Annotated in this window: 11 protein-coding genes; 4 read left to right on the forward strand and 7 right to left on the reverse strand. The window is 41.1% G+C overall.

The genetic code is table 11. The annotated features are described in order from the left end of the window. Nucleotides 1–63: 63 nt before the first annotated feature. From ACQV1I_RS14905 to ACQV1I_RS14935, 7 genes are read right to left on the reverse strand one after another with little or no spacing between them, the layout of a single operon-like run. Nucleotides 64–714, reverse strand: a complete 651-nt coding sequence (locus tag ACQV1I_RS14905) for a DUF4310 family protein (RefSeq protein WP_094699756.1) — start codon at nucleotides 712–714, stop codon at nucleotides 64–66. A gap of 1 nt (nucleotide 715) precedes the next feature. Further along, nucleotides 716–1,504, reverse strand: a complete 789-nt coding sequence (locus ACQV1I_RS14910) for a DUF4311 domain-containing protein (RefSeq protein WP_018670654.1) — start codon at nucleotides 1,502–1,504, stop codon at nucleotides 716–718. A gap of 23 nt (nucleotides 1,505–1,527) precedes the next feature. Continuing rightward, nucleotides 1,528–1,878 (reverse strand): DUF4312 family protein, encoded by a 351-nt coding sequence (locus tag ACQV1I_RS14915; RefSeq protein ID WP_018670653.1) that lies wholly within the window; start codon nucleotides 1,876–1,878, stop codon nucleotides 1,528–1,530. A gap of 13 nt (nucleotides 1,879–1,891) precedes the next feature. Beyond that, nucleotides 1,892–2,251, reverse strand: coding sequence for an SFCGS family glycine-rich protein (locus ACQV1I_RS14920; RefSeq protein WP_094699754.1), 360 nt, complete (start codon nucleotides 2,249–2,251; stop codon nucleotides 1,892–1,894). A gap of 12 nt (nucleotides 2,252–2,263) precedes the next feature. Further along, nucleotides 2,264–2,641 carry a PRD domain-containing protein gene (locus ACQV1I_RS14925; RefSeq protein ID WP_116335189.1) on the reverse strand — a complete coding sequence of 126 codons (378 nt, stop codon included), beginning with the start codon at nucleotides 2,639–2,641 and terminating at the stop codon, nucleotides 2,264–2,266. After that, on the reverse strand, nucleotides 2,632–3,765 hold the full coding sequence (locus tag ACQV1I_RS14930; protein ID WP_116335190.1) for an amidohydrolase/deacetylase family metallohydrolase: 1,134 nt from the start codon (nucleotides 3,763–3,765) through the stop codon (nucleotides 2,632–2,634). Before ACQV1I_RS14930 ends, ACQV1I_RS14925 begins: the two co-directional genes overlap by 10 nt. A gap of 7 nt (nucleotides 3,766–3,772) precedes the next feature. Further along, on the reverse strand, nucleotides 3,773–5,794 hold the full coding sequence (locus ACQV1I_RS14935) for a BglG family transcription antiterminator (RefSeq protein ID WP_116335196.1): 2,022 nt from the start codon (nucleotides 5,792–5,794) through the stop codon (nucleotides 3,773–3,775). Nucleotides 5,795–6,125: 331 nt separating this feature from the next. Here ACQV1I_RS14935 and ACQV1I_RS14940 point away from each other — a divergent pair, with 331 nt between their 5' ends. From ACQV1I_RS14940 to helD, 4 genes are all read left to right on the forward strand, one after another. Continuing rightward, nucleotides 6,126–8,111 carry a glycosyl hydrolase family 18 protein gene (locus tag ACQV1I_RS14940; RefSeq protein WP_116335191.1) on the forward strand — a complete coding sequence of 662 codons (1,986 nt, stop codon included), beginning with the start codon at nucleotides 6,126–6,128 and terminating at the stop codon, nucleotides 8,109–8,111. 172 nt (nucleotides 8,112–8,283) lie between these two features. Further along, complete coding sequence (locus ACQV1I_RS14945; RefSeq protein WP_094702890.1) at nucleotides 8,284–8,580, forward strand: helix-turn-helix domain-containing protein; 297 nt, start codon at nucleotides 8,284–8,286, stop codon at nucleotides 8,578–8,580. 17 nt (nucleotides 8,581–8,597) lie between these two features. Beyond that, nucleotides 8,598–9,443, forward strand: a complete 846-nt coding sequence (locus tag ACQV1I_RS14950; protein ID WP_161555186.1) for an IS3 family transposase — start codon at nucleotides 8,598–8,600, stop codon at nucleotides 9,441–9,443. A gap of 329 nt (nucleotides 9,444–9,772) precedes the next feature. Next, nucleotides 9,773–12,121 carry an RNA polymerase recycling motor HelD gene (gene helD / locus ACQV1I_RS14955; RefSeq protein ID WP_116334019.1) on the forward strand — a complete coding sequence of 783 codons (2,349 nt, stop codon included), beginning with the start codon at nucleotides 9,773–9,775 and terminating at the stop codon, nucleotides 12,119–12,121. Nucleotides 12,122–12,177 lie beyond the last annotated feature (56 nt).

A 12,177-nucleotide genomic window follows, 5' to 3' on the forward strand; every position in this document is an offset into this window, starting at 1 on the left:
AGCGTACTTGAAAAAACTAGAGTAGTGGGAGTTTTCGTTAGGCAAATTCAAAAGCTTCCTTTTTTACATTGGAATCGGAAAAATACCTCCCATAATCATGGCACCAATGATTGCTCCACCTGCAATCGGTTTTTTAAACGCATAGAACAAGGCGGCGCCAATTGTTGCACCAATTCCAACTGGTATAGATGCCATAATCGCTGTGATAACAATCAAAGGTCCCAAATAACGACCGGCGGCATTACCCGCACCCATCATGACATCTGCCCCAAAGGTTGAGGTGGAACCAGCTACTGTATAGCGCCGAATTAAGATAATAATTACCCCGATCAATAAACCTAGACCGGCACCTACTACCAACGCTAACGGAAATGATTCTATTGGAGCAACGATCCCTGCTCCGAGCAACATCGCAGGTACTCCAATACCAATTCCCGTTTGCAGGGCACCACCGATGTCCAAAATCCCAACTAACGGACCTTCTAAAACTCGGGCAAACAAAAAGCTAGCTCCAAATGCAGCAGCAGCACCATAGCTTCCGCCTTTCATACCTGCCTCTAGCATAGCTACGATAGCAATATCATTAAACGCCCCTACATGATGCACATAATACATATGTGTACCAGCAAATATTCCAGAGCATAAGCAAGCAACAAAGATAGGAAAAGCCCATTCAGACATCCAAAAGCCTTGTTTTTCTAACGATTGATCCATTTTATTTCACCTCTGATCCAAACAATTTGTGTAAATCAATAAGCCATTGAGGAATATCCACTTGAATACTATGCAGGAACGCTACATCGAAACCACGGAAGAAACCACTCAATGTGTACAATAGCACTACCGCAACCACCAAGGTTTTCGTAATACGGTTCCAACCGCTATCGTCAACACCTTTACCGATTAAAATACCAAGGACAATACCAGGGACAGCATTCCCCATGATTAAGTGAGCAAATCCCCCCAGCACCGTACCCCATAAACCGGTACGTTTACCAGCATCCATCGCAGCCATCCAGAAAACGATTGGCATGATTGGGTTAATCAGCCAGTTAGCAGCAGGCACCAATACTTTGGTCGCCACTAATTGCATGGAGGATGGAATGGAGGAAGCTGTAGAGTTTAATAGGGCAACCACAACAATACCTACAAGCGCTCCTACTAATGCCATTTTTTTCGGATTATGTAAAGTTTCAGAAACATTCCGATTTTTCCACAATAAGCCTGCTGCTGCCCAGTTTGGGATAATACGATGATCAACATCCTGTGTCAAAGCACCTGCACCTACAACAGACGCCCATGCATTAAATAAAAAGCCCAAACCGAATGAAAAGTGAGATATAGGATCTCCTTCGCATGCATTTAATTCACCAAAGGTACGAAAAGCACCCATCCCTTGCACATTGGGAGCGTGAAACATGCGAGCTGCCCCTGCTCCAACTCCAAACCCAACGAGCGCACCAATAATAATTGATTTTACAATAATAACCAAGGTGATCCCCATCTGCTACTCCCTCTTTTCCGTGCTTACGTGTTAGGATTCTTCGCAAATTTCAATAGCCCGCTACCAGAAGTTGACTGTTCTGCTTCTGTAAATTCTATTTTTGATAGCTCAATTACACGTAAACGGACCAAAATGCGTACTTCAATCGAATACTTTGTTCTAGTACGTGGAAACAAAATCCCTAGAAAGCGCTCTTTATAGGTAATTTGATTTGCCTTCAAAACCTTAACATCCATTGGTTCAATTCGTAAAATAAGATCGGGAATTTCGCGAGCCATCTGGTTTTTAATCTGACCAAACACCTGTTGAAAAGCAGCTTCTTTAGAATCTCCGCTCCCACTTAACGTCAACGTGTAATCAAGCTCTTTATACATTCTCCTCTTCCTCCTACCCTTTCATTTTTTTAAACTCTTCTGTCATCCGTCTCCCTAATTCCTCGGTATCCATAAACCCAAAGCCAATCACTTTTTTTCCTTCGCGCAAAGCAGTTATTCCAGCATCTATGGAGCGTAAGCCAAATTCAATATCATAGCCATATTTCGTTTTAGCTGTAACAGCGCCTGCTCCACCGCTCCCACAAAAAGATAAGCCAAAATCGGCATTCTCCTTATGCATGTAGTCTCCTACCTTCATATCTGCTCCTACTCCTGGAATAAGGATAGGTATCCCTCCAGCCGCTTCAATACCTTTCGCAATATTTTTTCCTTTACCCAAACGATCTCCAATAACCACCTTAATTTGACCCATTACAATTCCCTCCTAATTCGTTTCTTCTAGAACAGCCTTTGCTACTTCTAAATGCACTTGTAAAAGAAAAATTTCAATTGGTTCTAGCGAAAAGCCATATTGAAGCCCATAAGCATCCAATACCTTTTGCGAGATTTGCTGTAACCGCACATCTCCTTCCTCCATTAAAGATGCATCAATGGCAGGTAATTTCTCCTGGTTTTGAACTCGTCTCATAAAGGCTAGCAGGTGAACTCCCATAGCAATCCAGCGGTCCTTGCTAATCGTCAACGCAATCTGGTTCGTCAGCTCTTGTATGGCTTCAAGCAACCTGATTAGCTCGCACGCTTCTGTATCTTGCATTGGAGATAATATAGCTACTTCCTCTACGATGCTTGTCATCATATACATTTCAATACCTTTCCTGATTTAATAGTGAGCTCTGGTTGCAAATAGCTCGATGTAGTGAGGGTAGCCTCCTCAGAATCAGTTAGCTGCAAAGACTCTTTTTTCACTCGCAACAGGCTTATATCAGCTCGTGTCCCTTCTGTTAAGGTTCCAACCTCTTGTTCTTTTTGTAGGATCTTAGCAGGGTTGAGTGTGCTCATCTCTATCACTTCATCCAAAGAAACACCTAACGCTAGCAATTTACTCATCGTCATTGCCAAACTATGTACAGGACCATCTATGTTATGCCGATAAATATCTGTACTAATGGTGTACGGTTTAAGCCCAACCTGTAGAGCACGTCTCATCGTGGCAAAGCTAAAACTAGATGTACCATGCCCGACATCAAAGATTACACCACGTTTTACCGCACGTTCTGCTTCCGGAAGTAAGCTACCCTCCTCTGTAAAAATACCGCCTTTTTTTCCATGAAACGCATGTGTGACAACATCCCCAGCTTCTAGTAATTCCAATACCTGGTGAAGTGCTGGAGGTGCATTTCCAATGTGAACCATCACGGGCACTTCCAGCTCTCTGGCGACCTTTTTGGCTACATGCAAGGGTTTACTTCCGTTTTCTTTTACAACAGAAGCGCTCATTCTTGCTTTGATACCACAGATACGTGAATCACTTTTGATTAGGCGAGCTGTTTCTTCTGGTGCCAATTGAGATAAATCAGCTAACTCCGAAAGTCCTCCACATAGCCCTAATCGTGAAATATTGATCCAAGCGAGCACTTCCGTCTCACTATTCGTAACGGCTTTTTCCAAAAAAGTAGGATAGGTTTCCACACCAGCGCTCCCAGCATCCACCACTGTTGTCACACCCTGCTGCACACCAATCCGATCTGTTTGAATGCCAAGCGGAGTATTGTCCGTAAATACATGCACATGCAGGTCTATTAGTCCAGGTGTCACGATGAATTCTTTCGCATCAATCACCCTTTCGGCAGTTGGAAGAGGCAGACTATCATTTGCTTCCCAAACCTTTTGAATCTTTCCCGTTCGAATCCCAATATGAAAGCGACCATTCCGCTTGTTAGCTGGATCTATCACATGTCCATTGCAAAGAAGTAAATCGTAGTCCATTTTTATTTTAGCTCCTCTCTTTTGTGAAATATCGCATGATGGCAGTTAGTTCACTAGTTGGCAACGTAAGGTGTTCTTGCTCAAAAAATTGGGCTAATTCGTTCCGATAGGCCTGCATGTGACGAGATTCTTGCAATCCGCTTGTCTCATAGTTTAGATACGAGTTACCATGTGACAGACGATTCATCATTAGCAGAACGTGTAAAAGCAAGCCTTGTTGCCTCTTTTCAGGTAGAAGATGAGCGAATTGGCTAGTCAATTTCATCCCAATCTCAAACCCTTGCAGGATAATGTCCTGTGTTATATTTTCCATTTCCTGAATCATGGCAGATGACATGTTTTTCGTGAGTAAAGAAGAATTTGTTCGCTCCCCTCTTGATAACGGATCATAAGAAGATATACCTGCTACACTAGATGTGTGGATGGTTGCAGATGACTTTTCTCTTATAGCTCTCCATTTTCCTACTTGCGAAGCTTCTTCGACTTGCTTTGCTTTTACCAAGTTCAAAACAGATTGTAGTTTTTCCCGATCCTGTTTCGTTGGCAGGGCATTTATTTGCACAACAGGTACTTTCGCCTGTAGAGGGATTACACTAACAATTAGGTCAACAGAGCGACTTTGTAGAAAGCTATCAACCTCTAAACTAGAGCAAAGGCCTACCACTTGTAATGTTTTTACTTCTTTTTCCAAATGTGTTTGTAGAAATCTTGCTACTCCCCGACCCGTACCACAAACAACTAATGCACGCACTCGCCTATGTCCTAATAAACGCTCCTGAGCGGCTTGGAAATGTAGCACAATGTAAGCGATATCAGAATTAGAAAGTAGAATTTGATATTTCTCAAACTTCTCTAAGCAAATTTGCTTCAATGCTGTAAACAAAGAAGGATACGTCCGGATGATATCATCGGTCAGCGGATTCGGGTCCAAAACACCATTTCTGTATTTCACAATACGATCAGCTAGATGCGCAAATAAATGTTCCATAAGGCCGGGATCTTCTCGAAATATAATTCCACATTTGTCGGATACAGCTTGAATGAGCTCATCAGTTAGCGCATAAATCTCTGCTTGTTCGTAGGAATCGACCGTATGCTCATATGCATGTGGATCTACTATCATACCGATGGTCGGCATACAAATAAATGCTATATCTTTCTCAGTAATTGTAAGGGACAGCTGGTCAAACAGGACTTGCAGCTCATCTTGAAAATAGGTAAAAATGGAAAATTGGTGAATAGCTGAAATCTCTAGTGTATCTAGTTGATTGCCATATCCGCTACGTAAACGCTGCACAACAATACCTATACGTATCAATAGGCTGATAAGTACTCGGTCTGACAGGTGAATCCGTAGCTCTTTCCCTATACGAAGCACTATGCGATTTAATGCTTCTTGCAATCGATAGGTTTCCCCTTCTCCAATTTTCAATCTGTGAAAAATAGGGGTAACGAGAGCCATACTAACCTGTTCTTGTGAAATACTCTGGACTAGCTGAAACATATCGGAGCCATCTAGTAAATCCAACATTAACTGCTCTAGTGCTAACCTACGCTGAAGTTCTGTACCAACAATTCGTAAGCCAACACGTAATTTCCGTTCAAATTGCAATTGCCAATAGCTACAGAACCGCTCTACCTCATCAAGATCTGAGATGATAGTATTGCGACTTACCAATAAACTCTCCGTAAAATCCTTGATCCGTAGATATTCTGCTTCACATAACAGCTCTAGAGCGATATAGCGAGTCCTTTCGTTTTGGTGTAAAAAAATTTCGTTCGCCCTGTGATTTTGTAACCAATCCATTACCTGATTTTTGGTTTGCTCCTGACATTCCAGCCATATTCCCTTATTCGGTTGAGATAACAAAGGTATATTCCGTTCTTTAAGCCAAGCGCGGATATGCTCTAAATCATATTTGACGGTTCGTTCACTAACTTGAAAGACTTTTGCTAATTCTTTTATTCGGAGTGGTTCTGGTGCTAACACCAACGTTTTAATAATTTCGCGTGATCGCGAAGACAGCATGCCTTCCTCTCCTCCCCGTCTCATCAATGTTGTAAGCGCATCCATTACTTGTTGATTTCATTATATGTCTGTCTCCTCTTTTCTTAAAGTTCGATTCCTTTCCCTATGAGATGGTGCAAAATTCGATACTTCATAGATACAAGCCGAAACTATCAGCTATTTGCATATTTTTATAAATAATTTAACAAAAAGAAAAATACGTTACAAAAAACTATTATTAATTAACAAAATATTTTTTATGATTTCAGATTAAAAAAAGTATTGAAAAAAATCGGCAATCAGGAAATAATAGGAATATAGTAGATAAAAATATTAAAAAGGAGGCTGAAAAATGAAAAGATTTTTCTCATGGCTATCTACACTTCTCGTTTTGGTAGCAATGCTTATACCAAACACATCCTTTGCCGAGAATAGGAGCAACTCCTCAACCTCAGATTCGAAGACGGCTGCTTCTCCGTATAACAAGCGAATTGTAGCGTATTATCCAGAATGGGGGATTTATGCAGGACACAACAATTATACGCCTGCCAAAATTCCTTGGGGTAAAATTACTCATCTCAACTATGCATTTGCAGACATTAACATGGCAACAGGAACTATCGATTATTTTGATAAATATGCAGCGACGGAAGCCTTAATGGATGGAGCAACGTGGGGTTCTCCTGATGCAGGTACACTAGGTTCTATTCGCAAGCATAAGAAACAATATCCCCATGTTAAAACTATGATTTCTATCGGTGGATGGTCTAGGTCTGCCGGGTTCCATGACGTGGCAAAAACACCAGAGGCAAGAGCCAAATTTTCCAAGAGTGTGGTCGATTTTATACGTCAATGGCAATTCGATGGAGCAGATATCGACTGGGAATACCCTGGTTTTAAACGTGATCCTGACAAAGTAGATAATCCTAATGATCTTGGTACACCAAAAGCAGATGATACCGAAAAGCAAACCTTTACTCTCCTTTTAAAAGATCTTAGGAAAGCGCTTACTAAAGCTGGACAAGAAGATGGAAAATACTACGAGCTAACAGCCGCGGTAGGTTGCGGATTGGATAAAATCGCCAAGACCGAACCTGATAAATATGCCCAATACCTCGATTTCATCAATGTAATGACCTATGACATCCACGGCGCGTGGGAAAATAAAACAGGTCATCACTCCCCTCTCTTCCCAAATCCGAAAGAACCTTATGAAGAATTAGTCAAAGTTAATTATAATACAGCTCAAGCATTGAAAAACTTTGAAAAGTATGGCATTCCAAAAGACAAGCTAATTGTTGGCTCTCCTTTCTACTCGCGTGGATGGGGACAAGTAAAAAATGATGGACCAATACCTGAATTGCCTGGTTTGTTCGCCTCCACTGTTCCTGAAAGTGTAAAGGGAATTTGGGATGGTGGTCGTAATGCAGGTAACAATCCTTACTACCATGTTAAAGATGTATTAGAAAAAGATTCCTCCTTCAAAAAGTATTACGATCCTGTTTCCAAAGCCCCCTATATTTACAGTGAAAGTAAACAACAAATGTTTACCTATGAAGATCCAACCTCCCTACAGGAAAAAGTAAACTTTGTTAACCAAAATGGATATGGCGGTATCATTGTCTGGGAAGTGACAGGTGATCCGAAAGAAGAATTGATTAGTGTGATCGCAAATGGTTTCAAATCCGGCACCACCCCTACGGAATATGGAGCTATCTCCTTAGAAGTTGCAAACCAGTCTTACACCTTCACACCTGAAATTACCTTTAATGGAGCTGCTTATGGCGTCGCTTTTGGACAAAAGAAGCTAGTGGATCAAGTGCCAACAGGTACTTATGCCATCACTGCAAAACCATTTGAGGATACCACCTACAAATACTCTCCAATCGTTAAACCAGCCACTGTTCAAGTTGCCAAAGGACAAACACATACCGTCACAATCGAATACAAACAGGAGCCTAAAGGCCCTACCGAACCTGATCCAAACAAAATTCAAGCAAAGGTGGACTTTCAGGTAACATCACAATGGGATACGGGCTACAACTTTACCCTCGTAATTACCAACACAGGGAAAACACCTATTTCAAATTGGACCTTACAATTTGACTATTCAGGCCAGCTTACTTCTGTTTGGGATGCGACACTAACACCTGGTCAAAACAGTTACCAAGTTAAGCCTCCAAGTTGGGCAACGGAAATAGCACCTGGGAAATCCCTCACATTGAGTGGAGCTGGATCAGGTAAAGCATCTGTTCCTACCAATTACAAAATAAATGGTTCGCCAATTACGGGCATATCTACAGTGGCCTTTGGAGGACTTACTAAAGAACGTCAGTAGTAGACAGAATGGTTTGAAAAAACGACTTACATTGGGACCAGCTACAGACTATTCATGTGAAATTTGTCTGCAACAAAAAGAAGAGCCTGCGATGTTATGAAGTGCACCCCTTAAAGTAGACATTGGAAAAAGCCCCAAGGTTATCCGATGACTTTAGGGGGTGTATTTTTTTATGGCGGTTAAAGGACAAAAATTTAAAAGTTATCCAGAATCATTGAAAATGGAAGCTATTCGTTTACACATTGAGGAAAAGTGGACGTATAAACAAATTGTAGAGCATTTGGAAATTCAGGACAAAGATCGCTTAAAAAAGTGGATGAGAAAGTACAGACAACAGGGTGAGTTTGGACTTCTAGATCGACGCGGACGTCGTCAGGCCTATATTGATCAGGATAGGTATGTCCAAAAACTGAAGCGCGAGAATGAAATCCTAAAAAAGTGTTTGGAAATCTGGATGCGGGGGGTGTAAGGAAGAAGTATCGAATTGTGGAGAGTTTGTCTACAATATATCCAATTACTGAGGTTTGTAAGGTGTTAGGAGTTTCGAGAAGTGGCTATTACAAGTACCTCTCTACTAGAAACTTGTATAGGGATAAATCGATGAAAAAACGGATCAGAACGATCTATGAACAAAGAAAAGGAATATATGGATATCGCCGAATTCAGGCCGAACTGTTACGCCAATTTGGTTGTAGGGTTAATCATAAGAAAGTATTACGCATCATGCAAAATCTGGGACTCAAAGCCATCATTCGCCGTAAACGTGCCTATATGACTGCCCATCAAGCAAAGGTATCGGATGGACGTGTTGCAGATAATTTACTCAAACGTGATTTTACCGCTCAAGAGCCTAATCAAAAATGGGTAACTGACGTTACCCAATATCGCATCGGTGAAGAACGTATCTACCTTTCTGCAATCAAAGATTTATGTACGCATGAGATTATCGCTTATCATATCAGTACTCGAAATGACAATGCGCTTGTTCTAGAGACTTTTAGGAAAGCATTTGAAATGCAAAAAGACGTGACTGGTTTGATCGTTCACAGCGACCAAGGTTCCCAGTACACGTCCCATGCATACCACGACATGCTGCCTACGGTTGGCGCCCAAATCAGCATGTCCCGACGGGGCAATTGCCTAGACAATGCCTCGATAGAAAGCTTCTTTTCTCATTTGAAAACCGAAGCCCTATATCCCTATGATATACGAGATCTTCAAGATGCTCAAAGGAGAATTGAAAATTACATTTATTTTTACAACGAAGAACGTCTTCAACTGAAGTTAAATAAACTGACGCCTAGTGAATTTAGGCGTCAGTTAGCGGCCTAACGGCCGGGGTTTTTCTTACTGTCTACAAAACGGGGGCTTGACCATTATTTGCAGGCTCTTTTCTTTTCCAATCAAAAACCCCCCGTCCACTATTGAAGTAGTCGGGAGGTATATTCAACAAGAAAACGATCTAGAAACTGTTACGTTATGTACGGAAGACCTTGTAAATTACATTGAAAAATTCCATTCATGATGGTAGAATGGAAGATGCTTCAACACAAAGTTTTAAAACGGTCGCAATTACCTATTTAGATTTTATCATTTAAAGATGTCATTGTCAATCCCTTCTACACATTCAATTTCATCAAAAAGGAGCGAATGAATTCGTTATGACAGATCAGAATTGGAAAAAAGAGCAAAAACGTGTTAATCAAGTCATTCAAGAAATTGATCGTCGGATGAAACAATACGAGGCTGACGTACATGTTCTTCAGACTGATGTAATTGAAATGCGTAAAACTTTTTGGGACGATGTGACCGTAAATTTAGACGATCCCCATGAGGCTGCCGAAACCTATGCTAGTGTCAAGCAACAAGCAGAAATATTATCAGAGCGGGAACGTGCGCATGGGCATACCGAAAATCAATTACGTACATTAACACGCTTACGTGAATCTCCTTACTTTGGTCGAATTGACTTTGTTGATCATGCCTTACAGAAAAAAGAGGCAGAACGTATTTATGTTGGCCTCGCCTCTCTTCTTAATCAAACAGACGATGAGCTATTGATCTATGACTGGCGTGCTCCTATTGCTAGCCTATACTACGATTATCCACCTGGAGAGGCTCAATATGATACACCAGATGGCATTGTAACAGGATCACTTGAATTAAAGCGACAATTTATCATTAGAAATGGTACTATCGAGGGATTATTTGATACAGGCGTCACTATTGGAGATGAGCTGTTACAAGAGGTACTTGGCAAACAAGGAACCAATCAGATGAAAACCATCGTCTCTACCATCCAACGTGAACAAAATCAGATTATACGTAATGAAAAAAGTCAGCTTTTGGTCGTACAGGGAGCGGCTGGGAGCGGCAAAACCTCCGCCGCCCTACAACGCATCGCATACTTGCTTTACCGCTATCGAGATCGACTAAGTGCGGACCAAATCGTTTTATTTTCACCTAATGCGATGTTTAATAGCTACATCTCTACCGTGATACCAGAGCTTGGTGAAGAGAACATGCAACAAACGACCTTCCAGGATTATTTGAGTAAACGTATCGGGAAAACCTTTAAAATGGAAGACCCTTTTTCTCAATTAGAGTATGTTCAGACAGCTTGTAATGAGGTAGATTATAAAACAAGATTAGAGGCAATTCGCTTTAAGGCTACCTCTGATTTTATACAGGTAATTGAATGCTATGTTCACCAGTTAGGTACGCATGGGCTTATTTTTCATGATATAAAGTTTCAAGGAGATGTGTTAATCAGCCGAAAACAAGTTGCTGACAAATTCTATTCATTCGATCCTTCGATCTCCATCCCCTTACGAATCAAACAGCTAGCTGACTGGTTACTTACTCAATTAAAAATACAAGCAAAAAAAGAGCAAGCGAAATCTTGGGTGGAGGATGAGCTTGAACTTTTGGATAAGGATGATTTCCAACAAGCTTATGAAAAATTAGTAAAACAAAATCGCTTGAAAGGAAATTCATTTGACGATCATGAGCAAGAGAAAAAAGTACTAGCGCGCATGATTGTAAACAAACATTTTAAGCCGTTGCGAGCACGAATCAAACGGTTAGGATTTCTTGATTTTCCTTCGATCTATCAAAGGTTGTTTACAACTCCTCTATATACAGAAAAGTATACGGTTACTCTCCCAAAACAATGGGATAACATTTGTTCCTTGACGCTTGAGAAGCTTAGTGATCGTGAGCTTTTTTATGAAGATGCTACTCCCTATCTCTATCTGCAAGGATTAATCAAAGGATTCGAAGCGAATACACGGGTTTTACATGTTTTCCTAGATGAGGCACAGGATTATTCGCCCTTTCAGCTTGCCTTCTTTAGAAAAATGTTTCCTTTTAGTAATATGACCTTACTTGGAGATTACAATCAAATGATTTTAGCCCATACAACGCCTACTCACGAATGGACAGCATTTACGTCCACATTTTCTCGTGACAAAAGTGAAATCATTCAACTCACCCGCAGCTATCGTTCCACCCGCCCTATTGTTTTGTTTACACGTGAACTTGTTGAAGGTGGAAAAGACATTATTCCATTCAATCGAGACGGTAAAAAACCTACTCTAGCAATAGTGGGAAGCGTCGCTCAGCTTACCTACAGTCTTTCAAAACGTCTACAAGAATTGCAACAAAAAGGACATCGTACCATTGCTGTCATTTGTAAAACAATGCAAGAAAGTAAAGAAGCATATGAGCTTCTCCGAACAGAGCTATCCATACGGCTAGTAGAGCAAGACACAGCTAGCTTTGAGCCAGGCATACTTGTCGTTCCTGCCTCTCTTTCAAAAGGCGTTGAGTTTGATGCCGTTCTAATCTATAATGCCTCAGTAAACCAATATGGAAAAGAAAGCGATAGAAAGCTACTTTATACAGCATGTACCCGGGCTATGCACGAACTTCACATCTATTGCCTCCAAGACATGAGTCCATTTATTGCGGCTGTTTCTCCTGATACGTATGAACGGAAACAAGGGTAGGCGCACCCTGTACAAAAATCCCGTTCTCCTAAAAATGAAAGAGATTCATTTTTAGG

It is taken from the genome of Brevibacillus sp. JB24b (genome assembly GCF_051713385.1).
Taxonomy (GTDB): domain Bacteria; phylum Bacillota; class Bacilli; order Brevibacillales; family Brevibacillaceae; genus Brevibacillus_B; species Brevibacillus_B laterosporus.

Coding starts and splice junctions, on each gene's coding strand:
- ACQV1I_RS14905 (WP_094699756.1), bottom strand. CDS start 714: ATGGATCAATCGTTAGAAAAACAAGGCTTTTGGATGTCTGAATGGGCT.
- ACQV1I_RS14910 (WP_018670654.1), bottom strand. CDS start 1,504: ATGGGGATCACCTTGGTTATTATTGTAAAATCAATTATTATTGGTGCG.
- ACQV1I_RS14915 (WP_018670653.1), bottom strand. CDS start 1,878: ATGTATAAAGAGCTTGATTACACGTTGACGTTAAGTGGGAGCGGAGAT.
- ACQV1I_RS14920 (WP_094699754.1), bottom strand. CDS start 2,251: ATGGGTCAAATTAAGGTGGTTATTGGAGATCGTTTGGGTAAAGGAAAA.
- ACQV1I_RS14925 (WP_116335189.1), bottom strand. CDS start 2,641: ATGTATATGATGACAAGCATCGTAGAGGAAGTAGCTATATTATCTCCA.
- ACQV1I_RS14930 (WP_116335190.1), bottom strand. CDS start 3,765: ATGGACTACGATTTACTTCTTTGCAATGGACATGTGATAGATCCAGCT.
- ACQV1I_RS14935 (WP_116335196.1), bottom strand. CDS start 5,794: ATGCTGTCTTCGCGATCACGCGAAATTATTAAAACGTTGGTGTTAGCA.
- ACQV1I_RS14940 (WP_116335191.1), top strand. CDS start 6,126: ATGAAAAGATTTTTCTCATGGCTATCTACACTTCTCGTTTTGGTAGCA.
- ACQV1I_RS14945 (WP_094702890.1), top strand. CDS start 8,284: ATGGCGGTTAAAGGACAAAAATTTAAAAGTTATCCAGAATCATTGAAA.
- helD (WP_116334019.1), top strand. CDS start 9,773: ATGACAGATCAGAATTGGAAAAAAGAGCAAAAACGTGTTAATCAAGTC.